Origin of the sequence: Couchioplanes caeruleus (assembly GCF_003751945.1) — a bacterium.
In the GTDB taxonomy this organism is placed as follows: domain Bacteria; phylum Actinomycetota; class Actinomycetes; order Mycobacteriales; family Micromonosporaceae; genus Actinoplanes; species Actinoplanes caeruleus.
Window position 1 is genome coordinate 400560 of record NZ_RJKL01000001.1, and the last position, 18253, is coordinate 418812.

Sequence of the window (18253 nt, forward strand, 5' to 3'; positions counted from 1 at the left end):
ACGACGGCCGGGACACGAGGTCCCGGCCGTCGTCGTTGCGGTGGGTCAGCCGATGCTGACCCACGCGTCGTCGAGGCTGCCGTGGAACTGGTCGTTGTTGACGCCCGTGCCCTTGCCGCCCAGGCTGAGCGGCTGGGTGGTGACCACCGAGAGTCCGGCCGGCAGCGTCGCGCTGCCCTCCGCCTTGTCGTCCACGAGGATGGTCAGCGTGGTGCCGGCGCGCCGGCACTCGATGGTGTGCCAGGAGCCGTCCGCCATCGACTTGCCGCTCTTGGCGACGTAGATGGCCGTCGCGTCCTTGTCGCTCATCACGCAGCTCGGCTTGCCGGATACGCCGTCGATCTGGAGCTTGTACTGACCGCCCGCGGTGGAGTAGCCCTTCTGGAGGATGTTCTCGCCCGTCGAGGTCTCCGCCGGCGACAGCAGTACGTGGGCGCCGTACCGCAGGTTCTTGCTGCCCGGGTTGAGGTCCGGCGCGTCGGTGGCCTGCAGGACCACCCGCGGGCAGGTGGTACCCGTGCACTTGGGCGGGAAGACGATGGCCTGGCCGTTGCCGTGTGCCACGGTCGTGAGCTCGCCGCCGTTGACCGCCAGGGTCCGGAGCAGATGACCGTTGCCGGAACCGTCGTCGTAGGTGCCGTCCGGCACGGTCGAGTCGAAGTTGTACGACGCCACGTACGGCGACGGCGGCGCGGGTGGGACGCTCTGGCGGGAGGTGGGGCCGCCGAAGGAGGCGTACCGCTTCTGCGTGACCCCGCCGACGGTGGTGAAGTCGCCGCCGACGCTGAGCAGCCCGGTGGCGGGGTTCGCGGCGAGCGTACGGACACCGACCACGCCGTTGGCCTGCGGGCCCCACTCGGTCAGGTTGCCCGCGCCGTCGATCGCGGCGAGCTTCACGCGGGGCACCGAGCCGTCCGTGCAGAGGCCCTGGGCGCCGTTGTTGGTGGTCGTGCACGCCCGGTCGAAGTGGCCGCCGACGTAGGTGGTGCCGTTGAGGGTGGCGATGGCCTGGGCGTCGCCGTCGAAGACGCGGGTCCAGCGGGCCGCGCCGGCGAAGGTGTAGGCGATGGCCCGGCCACCCTGGCCGCCGAGCGCCGCGTAGACGCCGCCGGCATCCGTGGTGAGGGCGAAGACCTGCGACACCGGCTTCGGCACGAAGCTCTTGTCCAGCACGCCGGTGACGCCGTCGACCGCGGTGAGCCGCAGCGTGGACCGTACGTTGTTGGTCTTGTGGAAGCTGCCGCCGAGATAGACCCGGCCGCCCGCGGTCGCGAGCGCGTTGACCGTGTCGTCGGTGGTCGGTGCCCAGGCGTCGAGGGCGCCGGTGGCCGTGCTGAACGCCGCGAGGTTCGCACGCGGGGAGCCGTCGACCGAGGTGATCCGGCCGCCGACGTAGAGCCGGCCGTCGGCCACGGCGAGCGCGTTCGGCTGGCCCAGCACGGTGTGCTTGAGCGTGCCGAGGGCGCCGGTGGTGGCGTCGATGCCGGCGACCGCGTCGCGGGACATGCCGGCGACCCGGTCGAAGTCGCCGGCGGCGTAGACGGTGGCACCGTCGATGGCCAGGGCGCGTACGGTGCCGTCGGCGCCGGGGTTCCAGCCGAGCAGCGTTCCGGTACGGGAGTCGAAGGCGGCGAGCCGTGGCCGGGCGATCGTCTTGCCGCCGACGATCGCGCCGGTGAAGGAGCCTCCGACGTAGACGACGTCGCCGCGGTGGGCGACGGCGTAGACCGGCCCGTTGAAGGACGGGGTCGCGGCGGGGGTACCGGAGACCACCTCGGCCAGGGCCGCGCCGCCCACGGCGACCAGGACGGTGGCCACGCCGAGGGTGACCAGCTTGCGCCTGGCGGATGTCAGGCTTCGGTTATTCAGCACACCAGCAGTCAACGGCGCTCGCACCCCGGAGGATGCGAGCGCCGATCAGGCGAATGGGTCACATTATTGGACAAACGGGCATTTCGCGCCACTATGGGGTGATCGTAAAGGTGCGGGTGACACCGGAGAACGGTTTGATCGTTCCTGTGATGCTCTTGGCGTCGCCGTGGTGCACGATCCGGTACGTCCCCGGCACCGCGTCGGCAGGCACCGTCCAGCCGATCTGCGCCGTGGAGACGCCCAGATACTCCCGCTTCCAGCGGTAGGTGGTTTGCCACTCGGCGTCGGTGGACACCGTGGTCCACGCGGTGCCGTTCTGGCGCTGCACCTCGAGGAAGGTGCCCTCGAGCCGGAGGTTGTTGTTGGGGTGGCCGGTGACGAAGTCGGCCCGGACGGTCGCCCCGCGGGCGTACGAGGCCAGCGGCTGGGTCACGACGCTGCCGAAGGACCTGCCCAGCGGCGGCGTGTCGAGCACCACGCCGGGCCGGATGCTGAACCTGTTCTGCGGCAGCGCGGGCGGCTGGACCGCACTCGGCGTCGGCTGCCCGTCGCGCAGCGCCGCGGCAAGCTTCGCGAGCTCCTGGGCGTACGCGGGAGCGGTGTAGCGGCCGAAGTGCGTCGCGGCGCCCTCGTAGTGCTGCAGGTCGTACTCCTCCGGGGTGGTGACGTAGCCGGCGTAGGCGTTCGCGTACCCGGCCAGGAGGTGGTGGGTCACGTCGCCGCCGAGCTCGGCGGCGACGGCCGCGCGCACCCGCTCCCCGGCCACGATGGTGAACTCGCCGGGCGCGGTGGCGATGGCGAACTGGCCGATGCGCAGGATCTGCAGCGGCATGACCTGCGGCGTCCACGGCGGCTTCTGGCTGCCGCTGCCGAGGAACACGTCCTTGGGCGCCTGGCAGAGCCGCACCTCGGCCGGGGTGGGATTCAACACGATGCCCGCGACCAGCAGCAACGGGTTGGTGCTGAGGTCGCCCTCCTCCACGATCGGCGGGCCGGGGCCGTCCTCCGCGCCGGCGGTGAAGTTCTGCCCGAGCGCGCCGGGGCACGTCCGGTGCGCGCGGCCGTCGGGCGTGTACCGCTCCGCGACCTGGACGTTCGAGAAGTCGACGTAGCGGCCGCGGGCGTCGATCGCGCCGGTGAGCTCCTCGGTGGCGCCGTCGAAGAGCTGCCGGGCCCGGTCGGCCTGGAGCCTGCCGATGATCCGGGTGTTCTCGAACTCGTCGTCGGTCGGGCCCTGGGCGCCGCCGTTGCGCAGGTTCGGCGACATGTCGCCCGCGCTGGTCTGCGCGAACGCGGCCACGAACGAGCCTCGGCGCGCCCAGTCCGCCCCCGCGCCGTCCTCGACGAGGTGCGACGCGTAGCCCTTGTTGTCGGCGCTGATCAGGTGGTTGTGCTTGGTCATCGAGGTGCCGTGGGTGGCGAAGAAGCTGAGCATGCCCACCGCTCGGCCGCCCCGCTCGAAGCGGAGCACCGTCATCCGGGTGTCCACGGCGCCGGGGAACTTCGCCCGGTCGGCGGCCGGGTTGGCGTTGAAGGGCGCGAGGGACCGGTTGACGTTCGCGCCGGCGAGCGCACCCTCGGCGATCTTGACGGCGCCGGGCGCGAGACCGGCGTGCGCGGCGTCGACCGCGCGCACGATCCCGGAGACGATGGCCTCGAAGATCGGCGCCTCGAAGCCGAGGGTGGTCAGGTTCCACATCAGATACTCGGAGAACCCGCCGGGGCCGGCATGGGTGTGCGTCGCGGTCAGCACCAGGTTCTGGTCGGAGTAGGTGGCGCTGTACTTCGCCCGCAGGCGCTTGAGGACCTCCATCTGCACGGCCTGGGTGACGAAGTCGATCTCGGCGCTGACGAAGGCGACGTGGCGCCCGGCGCCGTCGGCCACCACGAAGGCGCGGGCCCACTGGCGCGAGGCGAGGCCGGCGGTCGTCTGGCCGGGATCGGCGTACCCGAGCATGCCGACCTCGGCCGCCTCCCCGGTGATGTCGCCGATGCCGACGCCGACGCGGTAACCGGAAGCGACGGCCTGGGCCGCGGTGGGTACGGGCAGGAGCAGGAGCAGGAGCACGGTGAGGGCGCCGAGAAGGCGGCGAGGGGACAAGGGCTCCTCCAGGTGTCGTGTCAGTCGACGACGCGTGGTGCGGTCTTCGCCGCCTCCTCGAGCTGGGTCGCGGCTGCCGCATAGGGGTTGTGCGTGTACGACCGGGCCAGCGCGCCCGGCACCGTGAAGTACTGCGCCGCCAGCGCGGCCGGATCGGTGGCGATCTCACCGCGGGCGGGCAGGTCGTTGCCGTCGTCCCAGCCCCAGGGGGCGTTGGCCGAGTTGGTACCGCAGGAGAACGTCCCCACGCCGCAGCCGCCGGAGGTGTCCCCGGCGAACGTGCCGAGGTGGGCGAAGAGGCTGTCGTTGCCCCGCTGCGCCCAGAGGCCGCCCGGGGCGAAGATGTCGATCAGGGCGTACCGTACGTCGCGGTCGTCGGCGTGGGCGGGCGTCTCCGCGGTGGTCGAGGGGTAGTAGACGACGCCGTCGCCGTTGATCGAGTACTGCGGGTACGCCTTGAGCCCGTGCCCGCCCCGCTCCTGCGCCGTCACGGGGTGCGGGAACGCGTCGTGCGGCGACGACTGCATCCGCAGGGCGCCGTCGACCGTCTCGCGGCCGCTCGTCCAGGTGCTGCCCGCCGGCGTGTACGAGAAGAAGTTGCCGTGCGCCACGGTGACCGCCGCGCGCAGCACGCCGTAGTCGCTGCCGTCGCGCTCGATCGCGAGGGTGAGCCCCTCGCCGTCGTTCTCGTGCTCGCTCTCGAAGAACGGGTGGTCGATCCAGTCGCGCGGGTGGAAGAAGAGGTACGTGATGTACCAGTGACTCGCCGTCTCGACGACGGAGTAGTACGCGTGCGCGGCGAACGACACGCCGGACCGGCCGGCGTTGTCCCAGTTGTTGCGCCCGTTCAGGTCGCCGTCGAAGTCCACCCTGGTGAGGTAGTCCGACCTGCCGCCGAGGGCGTGGCTGCCCGTCGTGTCGACATCCTGGTAGTGGATGGGGGCCCACCGCAGCGCGAGCTGGGCCCGGCTGACCGCCGCCTGCGCCGGGGCCGGCACGGCCAGTCCGGCTCCGACGAGCACCGCGCCGAGCGCGGCCGCCATCCTGCCCCGGACGACCATGCGTCCTCCCCCGTCCGCCTGGGATAGATTGCAGTCAATCTATGGGTGGCGGGGCCTCGTGTCCAGGGCAGGATCGAGGCGCGGCGTTACTGGTCCGGCGTCTTGAACTCCTCCTGGGGCTTGCCCTCCATGAAGTCGGCCAGGGCGCGGTAGACCGCCGGATTGACGATGTTGTGGTCCATGAAGTCGTTGTGCCCCGCCCAGTCCGGGTTCACCAGGTATCCGGCGATGACCAGCGACGTCGTGCCGACCACCAGCGACGCGGTACGGAAGCTGTCGGTCGTACCCGTCTTGCCGAAGACCGGGTGACCCACCGTGGGCCGGGCGGCGGGCTCGGTCGAGCCGCCGCAGTTGCCGAGCTGGGCCCGGTCGCCGACCGGGCAGCGGGCCGCGTCGAGCGCCTTGCGGGCCACCTCCTTGCTCGTCGCCCGCTTGCACTCCGGCTGGCCCGCGTCGAGCTTCGTGCCGTTCGCCGAGGTGATCCGCTGCACCGGCGTCGGCTTGCAGTACATGCCGTCACCGGCCAGCGTCGCGTACGCGTTCGCGACGTCCAGCGGGGTCGACGCGGAGACACCCAGGGTGAAGGCGCCCCACTGGTGCGCCGCCTCCGGGTTGTTGGCCATGTCGGCGTCGGACTTCGCGCGGAACTGGATGCCGAAGCGCTTGGCCACGTCGACGACCTTCTCCGCGCCGACCTGCTCCTGCAGCGGCACGAAGTAGGTGTTCACCGACCGGGCGAAGCCGCTCCACATGTTGAAGGTGCCCTTCAAGCTCTTGGACGCGTTCTCCGGGCAGTAGAAGTGCGTGCCCGGGCAGGCCGCGTCCGAGCTCGGATCGATGATGTAGCCCGATTTGTAGCGGTTCCCCTCGGTGATCGAGTGGTCCAGCCCGAAGCCGTTCTCCAGCGCCGCCACCATGGCCAGCATCTTGAACGTCGACCCGGACTGGTAGCCGACGATGTCTCCGCCACCGGTGATGATCGGGTTCGTGGTGTTCGGGTAGGTGCCCCGGATGCCCTGGGCCGCCAGCTCCGGGTTGGAGCTGATCTTGTTCTCGGGGTCCGCCGGATTGTCGAGCTTGTACTTGCGGTTGGCCGCCAGCGTGCGGACGCGGCCGGTGCCGGGCTCCACGCCGGCCAGCAGCAGGGCGTTGCGGTTCTTGTCGCCGATCCGCTCGGTGATCCGCTCGCGCGCCGCCGCCTGCGCCTTGAGGTCGAGCGACGTCACCACCCGGTAGCCGCCGCTCTTGAGCTGGCGCTCACGGTCGTAGGTGGTCGCGCCGAACGCCTCCTGGCTCAGCCACCAGCGGTAGAAGTAGTCGCAGAAGAAGCCCCAGTTGTTCTTCGCCACCGACACGCAGCCGTTGCCCGGGCGGTTGGTCGTCCGGCCCAGCTTCACCGCCTTGGCCTTGGTGGCCTCCTCCGGGGTGATCATCTTGAGGTCCTGCATGTTCTTGATGATGTAGTCACGCCGGGCGAGCGCCTGCGGGTGGCCCTTCGGCGTCGTCGGGTCGAACGAGGTCGGCGCCTTCACCATGCCCGCCAGCAGCGCGGCCTCGGCCACGGTGAGGTCCTTCGGCTTCTTCTTGAAGTAGACCTGGCTACCGGCGTAGATGCCGTAGGCGCCGTTGCCGAACGGCGCCATGTTGAGGTAGCGCTCGAGGATCTTCTCCTTGCCCAGCTCCTTGTCGACCTGTAGGGCGTACTTCATCTCGGACAGCTTGCGCTCGGCGCTGTCCTTGGTGGCGTCGATGGCCTGCTGCGGCGTCTTCGCCGAGTAGGCCAGAGTCATCCGCACGTACTGCATGGTCAGCGTCGAGGCACCCTGCTGGGAGCCGCCGCTGCGGTTGTTGACGAACGCGCGCGCCACACCCTTGAGGTCGACGCCGTTGTGCTCGTAGTACTGGTGGTCCTCCGCCGCGATGATCGCGTTCTGCATGTTCTTCGAGATGTCCTTCAGCGGCACGTCGCTGCGGAACTCGTCGTACATGACCGCGATCTGCGTCTTGCCGTCGGACGCGAAGATCCGCGTGACCTGCGGAGCCGACTGCTGCGCCAGCTCAGTGGGCAGCTCCGCGAAGCCCTTCGAGCCCGCCTTCGCCGCCAGCCCCGACATCGCGACGGCCGGGAAGGAGGCCGCCGCCACCACGACCCCGGCGAGCAGGCCGCAGATCACCAGGGATCCGGTGTTGGCAAAGATGGAGCGATCGCGTTTTCGGGTCCAGAAACTCACCCGGCCCACGTTAGCCACGGAGATCCAGCACCGCCTCTCGAGGGTTACCCCATTTGTCAGAATGCAGGACGGTATCGAGAGGCCGCCGCTGCCGCCACCCGTGCCGTTCCAGGTCGGGTACGTGCTCAAGATGGGTGACCGGCCCCAGGCACAGCCACGCCACCGGGCGCACCTCCTCGGGTATGCCCACCAGGCCGCGCAGGTAGTCCTCGCGGTAGAAGGAGACCCAGCCCACGCCCAGTCCCTCCGCCGTCGCGGCCAGCCAGAGGTTCTGGATGGCCAGGCAGACGGAGTAGAGCCCGGCGTCGGCGATGGCGTGCCGGCCCAGCACGGCCGGGCCGCCGCGCCGCGCGTCGTAGGTCACCACCACCGAAAGAGTGGATTCCATCACACCGTCGATCTTGATGCGGGCGAAGCGCGCCGCGGCCTCGCCCGTGAGGCCGGCGGCGAACACCCGGCGCTCGGTCTCCACGTGATCGCGGAACCGGCGGCGCAGGTCGCGGTCGCGGACCAGCACGAAGTCCCACGGCTGCGACAGCCCGACGCTGGGCGCGGCGTGCGCCGCGGCCAGGATCCGCTCGAGAACGTCGGCCGGGATCGGCGCACCGGTGAACTCGCCCCGGACGTCGCGGCGGCGGTGGATGGTGTCGTACAGCTCGTGCGGCAAAGCGGCTCCCGGTGAGTTCGGCCCCGTACGGTCAGAGCTGATTCTCGAAGGTGGCCACGCGGCCTTTCGCGGCCGCCTCGGGTATCCGGGCCTTCGCGGCCGCGTCGCCGTACAGCGCCCAGCGCAGGAACTCCGTCGAGGCCGAGGTCGAGGCCTCGAAGTCGGCGCCCTGGGTCACGTGCCCGCCCTCGGTGATCGAGAGCATGGCCCGCGACCAGGGCACGGCCTCGAAGACGGTGTGCCCGGCACGGTGGGTGACGGTGGTGTCCCTGCGGCCGTGCACGAAGAGCATCGCGGCGCTCGGCCCGGTGAACGGCATGCCCTGGAAGTCCGTGGCGGCGAACACGACGGCGGCCTTGAGACGCTCGTCACGCCGGGCGCTGAGCAGGCCCACGGTGGTGATGCCGCCGGCGGAATGCCCGGCCGCCGCGATCCGGGAGGGGTCGACGAGGGCGGTCACCGCGTGACCCGGGGTGAGCAGCGTGTCGAGCAGGAACGAGGCGTCCGCGGGCTGGTTGACGATGTCGGTCGGGTCGAGCTTCTCGGCGCCGTAGGACGTGTGCGGATACTTCGGCGCGGCGACCACGAAACCGGCCTGCGCCCAGCGGGCCAGCAGCGCGGCGTAGCCCTCCGGGTGCGACGTCAGCCCGTGGCTGAACAGCACCAGCGGGAAGCGACCGGGCGCGGGCGGCGCGCCGTCGGCCGGGGCCGGGGTGGCCGGAGCGGTCCCGGCGGCCGGGTAGAGGACCTGGGTCGGCAGGGCACGGTCGCCTCGGCTGATCGACAGGATCCAGCGGCCCAGCGGGAACGCCTGCGCGGGCGCGGATCCCGGCGCGGGCACGTACGGGGCCGTGACCGGCCGCGGCGTCAGCGAGGACGCGGCCGTCGAGCCGAGGATGGGCGCCGCCGAGGCGCTGGGGGTCGCCGGGGAGGCCGCCGGGGCGGAGGTGCTCGGCGCCGGAGTGCCCGGCGGCGTGGTCCCGCTCGTGCAGGCGGCCAGGCTTCCGGCCCCGGCGGCGCCGGCCAGCCCCAGCAGCAGTGTCCGTCTACGCATGGTGACAAGTGTGCGGTGTCTCGCTGTGATGACCTCGGGAAGGCGGACGAGCGGTAAATCACATTCGGTGAGCCGGGTGGTCGTCCACGGCCGGTCCGGCGCCCGCCGGAATATGCTCCGGCTCATGACCCACAGGCCTGTGAGAATCGGGCTGCAACTGCAGCCGCAGCACGCGGACTACCCGACGATCCGGCGTACGGCCGCCGAGGCGGAGGAGCTCGGCGTCGACGTCCTGTTCAACTGGGACCACTTCTATCCGCTCTACGGCGACCCCGACGGCCCGCACTTCGAGTGCTGGACCATGCTCGGCGCCTGGGCCGAGGCGACCTCGCGAGTGCAGATCGGCGCCCTCGTGACGTGCAACAGCTACCGCAACCCGGAACTGCTCGCCGACATGGCGCGCACCGTCGACCACATCAGCGACGGCCGGCTCATCCTCGGCATCGGCTCGGGCTGGTTCGAGAAGGACTACCAGGAGTACGGCTACGAGTTCGGCACCGCCGGCGGCCGCCTGGACGCCCTCGCCGAGGCCCTGCCCCGCATCGAGACCCGCCTCGGCAAGCTGAACCCGCCGCCGACGCGCGACATCCCCGTACTCATCGGCGGCGGCGGGGAGAAGAAGACGCTACGGCTCGTCGCCAAGCACGCCGACATCTGGCACAGCTTCGGCGACGCCGAGACGTTGCGCCACAAACTGGGCGTCCTGCGGCAGCACTGCGCCGACGCTGGCCGCGACCCCGGCGAGATCGAGATCTCCAGCGGGGTGCAGGCGGACAGCAAGCCGGAGGCCGCGGCAGGACTGCGGGAGCAGGGCGTGTCGCTGTTCACGCTCGGAATCGGCGGCCCGAAGCCGGACCTCGCCCCGCTGCGGGACTGGCTGGCCTGGCGCGACGAACAGAACGCCTGAGGCACGACACCGGCGTGCCCCGCACCACCCGGTGCGGGGCACGCCGGTGCTGTCCCGCCCTAGACGACGAGGTCGAGCAGCAGGACGCTGGCGAAGCCGGCCACCGAGATGACCGTCTCCATCACCGACCAGGTCTTGATGGTCTGCCCGACGGTCATTCCGAAGTACTCCTTGACCAGCCAGAACCCGGCGTCGTTGACGTGCGAGAAGAACAGCTACCCGCAGCCGATCGCCAGCGCGAGCAGGGACACCCCGGGCCGGTCCAGGGTCGTGGCCAGCGGCGCGACGATGCCGGCGGCCGTGATGGTGGCGACGGTCGCCGAGCCGGTGGCGACCCGGATGCCGACCACCACCAGGAAGCCCAGCAGCAGTGCCGAGATGTCGGCATCCCGGGCCGCGTCCGCCACCACGTCGCCGGCGCCCGCGTCCACCAGCACCTGCCGGCGGAGGTGATCGCCTCCGCGGCCAGCACCGGAGCGGCATGCGCTGTCATGGGCGAGCCGTACCCGGATCGACACCCATCGCATCATGGGACACCGCCGGCGGAAATGGGGCACGCGGCGCCCCGGGAAGGCACCATGGTCGCGTGCCGAACGAGAACCACGCCGAATTGCGTCCCTCATACCCCGTCCGCACCGAACGTCTGCTGCTGCGCCCCCTGACGGAGGGCGACGTGGACTCGTTGCTCGCCTACCGCAGCATTCCCGAGCTCTGCCGCTACGTTCCCTTCGAGCCGCAGGACCGGGAGACCGTCCTCGACCGGCTCGCCGGGCCGTGGGCGCGGACCGCGCTGACCGACGAGGGGCAATCCCTGACGCTCGGCGCCGAGCTGGCCCAGACGGGTCAGCTCGTCGGTGATGTGGTGCTCTTCTGGTCCAGCCGGCTGCACCGCGGCGGGGAGATCGGATACATCCTCGACCCGCGCTTCGCAGGCCGCGGCTACGCGACCGAAACGGCGTCCGCCCTGCTGCGGCTGGCCTTCGAGGAGCTGGGCCTGCACCGCGTCATCGCACGCATCGACGAACGCAACGAGGCCTCCGCGGCGGTGGCTCGCCGGCTGGGGATGCGCCAGGAGGCGCGCCTGGTCCACAACGAGCTCTTCAAGGGCGAGTGGAGCACCGAGCTCGACTTCGCCATGCTCGCCTCCGAATGGCGCACGGTCCGCGCCGGAGGGACCTTCGCGTTTCCGTAGGCTGGCGGGATGTCCCCGACTGTGATCGCCGCCGTGTTCATCCCCGGCCTGCACGGCGACACCGCGGTGCTGCGAATCATCCGCATCGCCCGGGTGCTGCGGCTCGTCCGCTTCTCGCCCGGCCTGCGCACGATCGTGCGCCTCGACGACCTCCGTACGGTGATCGCCAAGCTGGAGCGCGAGCTGCGCGTCGACCGGCTCGACGGTCACGCCGGCCGGGGCGCGGCGGAGCGGGGGATCCCGGCATGACGGACTTCGCCGCCACGCTAGGGCTGCCCGGCCTCGCCGACGTGCACACGCACTTCCTGCCCGAGCGCATGCAGCGCCGCGTCTGGGCGCACTTCGACGAGGCGGGCCCGCTGATCGGCCGGTCGTGGCCGATCTGCTACCGCGGCACCGAGGCCGAGCGGGTGGCCGAGCTGGACCGGCTCGGCGTGCGCGCCTTCTCCGCGCTCGCGTACGCCCACCGGCCCGGCATGGCCGCCGACCTCAACGACTGGACGCTGGGCTTCGCGGAGCGCACCCCGGGATGCCTGCCCAGCGCGACGTTCTTCCCGGAGCCGTCGGCGGCGCACGACGTCCGCGTGGCGCTGGAGCGCGGCGCCACGATCTTCAAGCTGCACCTGCAGGTCGGCGGCTTCGACCCGCGCGACGAGGAGCTGCGCGAGGCGTGGGGCCTGCTCGCCGACGCCGGCACGCCGGTGATCGTGCACGCCGGCTCGGGACCGGTCGCGCACGGCTTCACCGGGCCCGGCCCGATCGGCGAGGTCCTCGCCCGGCATCCGCGCCTCACCATGATCGCCGCGCACCTCGGTGCCCCCGAGTACGCGGGGTTCCTCGAGCTGGCCGAGCGCTACGAGCGCGCCGGTCTGGACACCACCATGGCGTTCACCCGCTTCTTCGAGGACATGGCCCCGTTCCCGCGGGAACTGCTGCCGCGCCTGCGCGACCTCGGCCTGGCCGGCAAGGTGCTGCTCGGCAGCGACTTCCCGAACATTCCCTATCCGTACGCCCACCAGCTCGACGCGCTCGCCGGCCTGACCCTCGGCGACGACTGGCTGCGGGCCGTCTGCTGGCACAACGCGGCCCGGCTTTTCGGCCTGTGACGGCCCGATTCGGCGGGCCCGACGTGCGCCGCTGTGCGACGATCATAGATCGCGCCCGGGACCGCCACCCGGCCGCGGCGAGGAGGTGAATCGGCGATGAAGAAGGCTGTCGGCTGGATCGTGCTCGCCCTGGTCATCTTCTACATCGGCACCAACCCGGGGCCGGCCGCGGACATCGCGCGCGGCATCGGCGAAGGGGTCGCCAACGTGTTCCGCAACATCGGGGTCTTCTTCTCCGACCTGGCATCCTGACCGCCGTGCGCCTCGTCTGCGTCGGCCTGGCCACCGTGGACCTGGTGCAGCGCGTCGACCGGGTGCCCGGCGTGGACGAGAAGGCCGAGGCCCTCTCGGCGGAGGTCGCCGCCGGGGGTCCGGCCACCAACGCCGCGGTCACCGCGGCCGCGCTCGGCGCCGAGGTCACCCTCGTCAGCGCGGTCGGCGCCCACCCGCTCGGCGACCTGATCCGCGCCGACCTGGCCGCACACGGCGTCGACCTGCTCGACGCGGCACCGCGGGCCACCGCGCCGCCTCCCGTCTCGGCGGTCACCGTGCTGGACCGCACCGGCCAGCGGACGATCGTCAGCCGCAACGCCCGCGGCGCCGAGGTGGGTGTACCGGAGGATCTGGAACGCACGCTGCGTGCCGCGGACGCCGTGCTGGCGGACGGCCATCACCCCGCCCTGGCCCGGGCCGCCGCGCACAGCGGTCGCCCGCTGGTGCTGGACGCCGGAAGCTGGCGCCCGGTCTTCGCCGACCTGCTCCCCCGCGCCGCGTTGACGGCCTGTTCCGCGGCCTTCCGTCCGCCCGGCGACCGGCCGGTCGCGCAGGCCCTGCGCGAACTCGGCGCGAGCCGCGGAGCGATCACCCACGGCCCGGACCCGGTGCGCTGGTGGTCCGGGGACGCGACCGGCGAGATCGAGGTGCCGCCGGTCGAGGCGGTCGACACCGCCGGCGCCGGCGACGCCTTCCACGGCGCGCTCACCGTCGCGCTCGCGCGCGGCGCAACCCCGCCCGAGGCCATCCGGTACGCGATCACGATTGCCGGGATCCGCGTCCGGCACCGCGGCCCCCGCTCGTGGCTGGCGGCCCTGTCGTAAGCGACGTTCCGTCGTGGGGTCAGACAGCCGCTGTCGATGACGTGGAGGCACGCCGAACACCGCCGAAGCCTTCGTCACCGCCGTCGAATCCTCCCTGTGGCCCCCATCGGGGTGATCGAGCCGAAGAAAGGCGTGGAGGCCGAGCCCTGCCGCGGCCTAGCATGGGCGGCATGTTTCTGAGGATGGTGACCACGACGCCGGAATGTCCCGGCGTGCGTTCCCGCTGATCCTCTTCCAGCGACGACCTGGCCCCGGGCGAGATGCCCGGGGCAGATGCGTTCCGTGGCGTCTCCCCGGCCCGACCGAAGGAGACACCATGCAAGCCGACCACCGCCGGCTCGGACGCGAGCTCGACGTCTTCGACTCCGACCCGCTCATCGGCGCGGGGCTGCCGTTCTGGCTACCGCCCGGCGCCGCCGCCCGCCATGAGGTGGAGTCGTACGTCCGCGATCTGGAACGCCGCGCCGGGTTCCAGCACGTGCATTCGCCGGTGCTGGCCAAGCGCGAGCTCTACGAGTTGTCCGGCCACTGGGCGCACTTCGCGGGCGACATGTTCCCGCCGGTACGCCTCGGCGACGACGAGCTGGTGCTGCGGCCCAGCCTGTGCCCGCATCACGCGCTGATCTTCCGGTCGAGGCACCGCTCGTACCGTGAGCTGCCGCTGCGGATCGCCGAGATCGGCCCGATGTACCGTGCCGAGCGGTCCGGTGTCCTGGGTGGCCTGTCCCGGGTGCGGGCCATCTCGCTCAACGACGGGCACGTGTTCTGCACCGTGCCGCAGGCCGGCGAGGAGGTGGCCGCGGCGCTGCGGCTGATGGGACAGGCGCACGACGCGCTGGGGGTGCGGGTCCGCTCGTACCGGCTGTCGCTGCGCGGAGACGGTGGCGAGTACGCCGGTGACGACGACGCGTGGGACGAGGCCGGGCGGGTGCTGCGCGAGGCCCTGGAGGCGGCCGGCGTGCCCTACGAGGAGGCCGCCGGGGAGGCCGCGTTCTACGGCCCGAAGATCGACGTGCAGGTCGCCGATCCGGCGGGCCGGGAGTCCACCCTGTCCACCGTGCAGCTTGATTTCCACCAGCCCGCGCAGTTCGGCCTCTCCTATGCCGACGCCTCCGGCGGCCGGGCCCGGCCGGTGATGGTGCACCGCAGCCTGGTCGGCTCGTTCGAGCGGCTGTTCGCGCACCTCGTCGAGGTCCACGCGGGAGCCCTGCCACCCTGGTACGCGCCGGTCCAGGTGGTCGTGCTGCCGGTCGCCGCCGCGCAGGACGCGGCGGCCGCGGCGTTCGCCCGGGACGCGGTCGCCGCGGGGCTGCGCGCCGAGGTGTGCCACGACGGCTCCGTCGGCGCCCGGATCCGGGCGGCGGCCGGGCGCAAGGTTCCGTACGTGGCGGTGATCGGTGCGCGGGAGGCTCCTCGGGGCGAGGTGGCGCTGCGCCTGCGCGACGGCAGACGGCTGCCCGCCCGTTCCGGCGCCGACGCGATCAGCCTCATGGCGAGGGTCGTGGCGGCGCGGGCGCCGGGTGTCTAGCCGAGAGCGTCGAGGATGCGCTTGTGGTGCGTGTCCAGCTCCTCGCCGCTGATGCCGGAGTTCACCTTGGCGAAGTCGAAGTCGGCCATCTCCCAGGCGGGGAAGACGTGCACATGGGCGTGCGGCACCTCGAACCCGGCGACCACGAGACCGACCCGTGGCGCGTCGAACGCCCGCTTGAGCGCGGCGCCGACGGTGTGGCTCACGGTCATCACGTGTGCCAGCAGGCCGGGGTCGAGGTCCGTCCACTCGTCCACCTCGGCGCGCGGGACGACCAGGGTGTGCCCGGGCGTCAGGGGCGCGATGGTGAGGAAGGCGGCGACCTGCTCGTCCGACCAGACGATCCGGCCGGGCAGCTCGCCGTTGATGATTTGGGAGAAGATCGTCGGCACTGCGGGAACCTTCCTGTGGGGCACACCGGGTGCGGGTGCGTCCATGACATCACGTCACCGGCACCCGGCGTACCACCGGGATCAGGCGAGCCGCACGAGGTTCTTGCCGACGCCGTCGCCGCGCAGCATGGCGAGGAAGGCCTCCGGGGCCGCCCCGATGCCCTCGAAGACGGTCTCGCGATGCTTGACGGTGCCGTTCGCGAGCAGGGGCGCGACCTCGCGGACGAACTCGTCGCGCAGGTCGCCGTGGTCGCTGACCAGCATGCCGCGCATCGTGAGGCGCTTGGCGATGATCATGGGAAGGTTGCGGGGGGCGGGCGTCGGCTCGGTGGCGTTGTAGACGCTGATCATGCCGCAGACGCAGATCCGGCCGTGCAGGTTCAGCGACGAGATCGCCGCCTCGAGGTGGTCGCCGCCGACGTTGTCGAAGTAGACGTCGATGCCGTCCGGTGCGGCCTGGCGAAGCTGGTCGTGCACGGGCGCGTCGTGGTAGTCGAACGCCGCGTCGAAGCCCAGCTCGTCGCGCAGGTAGGCCACCTTCTCGGCCGAGCCGGCGCTGCCGATCACCCGGGCCGCGCCCCGGTGCTTCGCGAGCTGGCCGACGACCTGGCCGACGGCGCCGGCGGCGCTGGAGACGAAGACGGTGTCGCCGGGCTTGAACTCGGCGCTGCGCAGCAGGCCGGCGTACGCGGTCAGCCCGGTCATGCCGAGCACGCCCAGGTACGCACCCAGCGGGGCCACCGAGGGGTCGACCTTCGCCACGGCCTTGACCGGGAGCAGCGCGTACTCGCGCCAACCGAGGCCGTGCAGGACGGTGTCGCCCGGCGTGAACCCGTCGGCCCCGCTGGCGACCACCTCGCCCACCGCGCCGCCCTCGAGCGCCTTGCCGAGCGCGAACGGCGGCACGTAGGACTCGCGGTCGTCCATCCGCCCGCGCATGTACGGGTCGACGCTCATCAGGAGGTTACGCACGAGAATCTGGCCGGGCCCCGGGTCGGGCACCTCGACCCGGGCGGTCTCGAACGTGTCGGCCGTCGGCCAGCCCCGGGGACGGGCGGCGAGGCGGATCTCAGTGGAAAGAACGCTCATGATCCGACCCTAGACCGGGTCTCCGGCCGCCCGGGCCCGCTACCGGGCCCGGGCGACGAAGATCATGATCAGACGGTACGGGCCAGCCGGTCGGCGAGCAGCTTGGCGAAGCGCGCCGGGTCGGCCAGGTCGCCGCCCTCGGCGAGCAGGGCGGTGCCGTACAGCAGCTCGGCCGTCTCGGGCAGGTCCGCGGCGGCGGCGTCCCGGGCGTACGCGTCGCGCAGGCCGGTGACCAGCGGGTGCTCCGGGTTGAGCTCGAGGATGCGCTTGACGGGCGGCACCTGCTGACCCATGGCCTTGTACATCTTCTCCAGGGTCGGTGTGATGTCGTCGGCGTCGCTGACCAGGCAGGCCGGCGAGGTGGTGAGGCGGGTGGACAGGCGGACCTCCTTGACCTCCTCCAGGGTCTCGCCCAGCCAGGTCAGCAGCGGCGCGTACTCGCCGGCCTTCTCCTCGCTCGGCTTGTCGTCCGAGGGCAGGTCGACGGTGCCCCGGGCGATGGACTGCAGTTTCTTGCCGTCGTACTCGGGCACCGCGTCGACCCAGATCTCGTCCACCGGGTCGATGAGCAGCAGAACCTCGTATCCCTGCGCCTTGAAGGCCTCCATGTGCGGGGAGTTCTCGACCTGGGCCCGGCTCTCGCCGGTCATGAAGTAGATCTCCTCCTGGCCCTCCTTCATCCGCGAGACGTAGTCGGCGAGGGTTGTCGGCTCGTCACCCGCGGTCGTCGCGAACGACGCGACGTCGAGGATGGCCTTGCGGTCGTCGGCCTCGCCGAGCAGGCCCTCCTTGACGGCGCGGCCGAACTCGCGCCAGAAGGTGCGGTACTTCTCCGGCTCCTTCGTCATCAGGTCCTTGATGGTGGACAGGACCTTCTTGGCGAGCCGGCGCCGGATCATCTGGATGTGCCGGTCCTGCTGGAGGATCTCGCGGGAGATGTTCAGCGACAGGTCGGCGGCGTCCACGACGCCCTTGACGAAGCGCAGGTAGTCGGGGATCAGCTCGCGGCTGTCGTCCATGATGAACACGCGCTTGACGTAGAGCTGGATGCCCCGGCGCCCGTCGCGCTGGAAGAGGTCGTGCGGCGCCCGGGACGGGATGAAGAGCAGGGCCTCGTACTCGAAGGTGCCCTCCGCCTTGAGGTTGATGATCTCGAGCGGGTCGGTCCAGTCGTGGCTGATGTGCCGGTAGAACTCGGCGTACTCCTCGTCCTTGACCTCGGCGCGTGGACGGGCCCAGAGGGCCTTCATGGAGTTGAGGGTCTCCGGCTCGCCCTCGCTCTTGACCAGGCGGATCGGGAAGGAGATGAAGTCGGAGTACCGCTTGACGATCTCCCGGATCTTCCACTCGTCGGCGTAGTCGTAGAGCGCGTCCTCCTCGTCCTTGGGACGCAGGTGAACGGTCACCGCGGTGCCGACGGGCACGTCCGGCACCTCCTCGATCGTGTACGTGCCCTCGCCGGCCGACTCCCAGCGCGTGCCGGTGTCCTCCCCGGCCTTGCGGGTCACCAGGGAGACGTTGTCGGCGACCATGAACGTCGAGTAGAAGCCGACACCGAACTGTCCGATGAGCTCGGCGGACTCCTTGTTCTCCTTGAGCTGGCGCAGCATCTCGGCGGTGCCCGAGCGGGCGATGGTGCCGATCAGCCCCACGACCTCCTCGCGCGACATGCCGATGCCGTTGTCGCGGACCGTCAGCGTGCGGGCGTCCTTATCGGCCTCGATCGCAATGTGCGGGTCGTCGGCCCTGAGCGCCTCGTCGTGCAGGCCGGCGAGGCGCCGCTTGTCCAATGCGTCGGAGGCGTTGGAGATCAGCTCGCGCAGGAAGATGTCCTTGTTCGAGTAGATCGAGTGGACCATCAACTGCAGGAGCTGGCGGGCCTCGGCCTGGAACTCCAGCGTCTCGGTGCTCATGTCGTCCCTCCGTGCATACGGGTGTTGTCCGACGCTGATCGTA

At 71.5% G+C, this 18253-nt stretch carries 16 protein-coding genes and 1 pseudogene; 7 read left to right on the forward strand and 10 right to left on the reverse strand.

The window, feature by feature from the left end:
• Positions 1–45: 45 nt before the first annotated feature.
• The 6 genes from EDD30_RS02005 to EDD30_RS02030 all read right to left on the reverse strand — a co-directional run bounded on the left by EDD30_RS02005 (position 46) and on the right by EDD30_RS02030 (position 8986).
• On the reverse strand, positions 46–1872 hold the full coding sequence (locus EDD30_RS02005) for a LamG domain-containing protein (RefSeq protein ID WP_071804903.1): 1827 nt from the start codon (positions 1870–1872) through the stop codon (positions 46–48).
• 91 nt (positions 1873–1963) lie between these two features.
• Positions 1964–3973, reverse strand: a complete 2010-nt coding sequence (locus EDD30_RS02010) for a neutral/alkaline ceramidase (RefSeq protein ID WP_071804905.1) — start codon at positions 3971–3973, stop codon at positions 1964–1966.
• Between the two features lie 20 nt (positions 3974–3993).
• Positions 3994–5034, reverse strand: a complete 1041-nt coding sequence (locus tag EDD30_RS02015) for a hypothetical protein (protein ID WP_071804908.1) — start codon at positions 5032–5034, stop codon at positions 3994–3996.
• Positions 5035–5120: 86 nt separating this feature from the next.
• Positions 5121–7265, reverse strand: a complete 2145-nt coding sequence (locus EDD30_RS02020) for a transglycosylase domain-containing protein (protein WP_071804928.1) — start codon at positions 7263–7265, stop codon at positions 5121–5123.
• 10 nt (positions 7266–7275) lie between these two features.
• Positions 7276–7932, reverse strand: coding sequence for a 5,6-dimethylbenzimidazole synthase (gene bluB, locus EDD30_RS02025; protein ID WP_071804910.1), 657 nt, complete (start codon positions 7930–7932; stop codon positions 7276–7278).
• Positions 7933–7963: 31 nt separating this feature from the next.
• Positions 7964–8986 carry an alpha/beta hydrolase family protein gene (locus tag EDD30_RS02030; protein ID WP_084556311.1) on the reverse strand — a complete coding sequence of 341 codons (1023 nt, stop codon included), beginning with the start codon at positions 8984–8986 and terminating at the stop codon, positions 7964–7966.
• 124 nt (positions 8987–9110) lie between these two features.
• Here EDD30_RS02030 and EDD30_RS02035 point away from each other — a divergent pair, with 124 nt between their 5' ends.
• Positions 9111–9893: an LLM class F420-dependent oxidoreductase gene (locus tag EDD30_RS02035; protein ID WP_071804932.1), complete on the forward strand. Its 783-nt coding sequence runs from the start codon at positions 9111–9113 to the stop codon at positions 9891–9893.
• 59 nt (positions 9894–9952) lie between these two features.
• Here the strand turns inward: EDD30_RS02035 and EDD30_RS02040 are convergent.
• Positions 9953–10336: pseudogene (locus EDD30_RS02040) on the reverse strand (GntT/GntP/DsdX family permease); the annotation flags it as partial.
• A 143-nt stretch (positions 10337–10479) separates the two neighbouring features.
• On the opposite strand from EDD30_RS02040, the gene EDD30_RS02045 reads away from it, so the two are divergent.
• From EDD30_RS02045 to thrS, 6 genes are all read left to right on the forward strand, one after another.
• Positions 10480–11085 carry a GNAT family N-acetyltransferase gene (locus EDD30_RS02045; protein ID WP_071804911.1) on the forward strand — a complete coding sequence of 202 codons (606 nt, stop codon included), beginning with the start codon at positions 10480–10482 and terminating at the stop codon, positions 11083–11085.
• A gap of 9 nt (positions 11086–11094) precedes the next feature.
• Complete coding sequence (locus EDD30_RS40250; protein WP_071804914.1) at positions 11095–11334, forward strand: hypothetical protein; 240 nt, start codon at positions 11095–11097, stop codon at positions 11332–11334.
• On the forward strand, positions 11331–12191 hold the full coding sequence (locus tag EDD30_RS02055; protein WP_071804915.1) for an amidohydrolase family protein: 861 nt from the start codon (positions 11331–11333) through the stop codon (positions 12189–12191). The genes EDD30_RS40250 and EDD30_RS02055 overlap by 4 nt, the downstream gene beginning before the upstream one ends.
• A gap of 96 nt (positions 12192–12287) precedes the next feature.
• Positions 12288–12443, forward strand: a complete 156-nt coding sequence (locus EDD30_RS38675) for a hypothetical protein (RefSeq protein WP_170047228.1) — start codon at positions 12288–12290, stop codon at positions 12441–12443.
• A 5-nt stretch (positions 12444–12448) separates the two neighbouring features.
• A complete protein-coding gene (locus EDD30_RS02060; protein WP_071804917.1) occupies positions 12449–13288 on the forward strand; it encodes a PfkB family carbohydrate kinase in 840 nt (279 codons plus the stop codon).
• Between the two features lie 316 nt (positions 13289–13604).
• Positions 13605–14816 (forward strand): threonine--tRNA ligase, encoded by a 1212-nt coding sequence (gene thrS / locus EDD30_RS02065; RefSeq protein WP_071804919.1) that lies wholly within the window; start codon positions 13605–13607, stop codon positions 14814–14816.
• Here the strand turns inward: thrS and EDD30_RS02070 are convergent.
• From EDD30_RS02070 to htpG, 3 genes are all read right to left on the reverse strand, one after another.
• A complete protein-coding gene (locus EDD30_RS02070) occupies positions 14813–15208 on the reverse strand; it encodes an HIT family protein (protein ID WP_071804921.1) in 396 nt (131 codons plus the stop codon). The genes thrS and EDD30_RS02070 overlap by 4 nt on opposite strands.
• Positions 15209–15289: 81 nt before the next feature.
• Entirely contained in the window at positions 15290–16300 is a 1011-nt protein-coding gene (locus tag EDD30_RS02075) for an NADP-dependent oxidoreductase (protein ID WP_394328238.1), read from the reverse strand.
• Positions 16301–16365: 65 nt separating this feature from the next.
• A complete protein-coding gene (htpG, locus tag EDD30_RS02080) occupies positions 16366–18210 on the reverse strand; it encodes a molecular chaperone HtpG (RefSeq protein ID WP_084556312.1) in 1845 nt (614 codons plus the stop codon).
• Positions 18211–18253 lie beyond the last annotated feature (43 nt).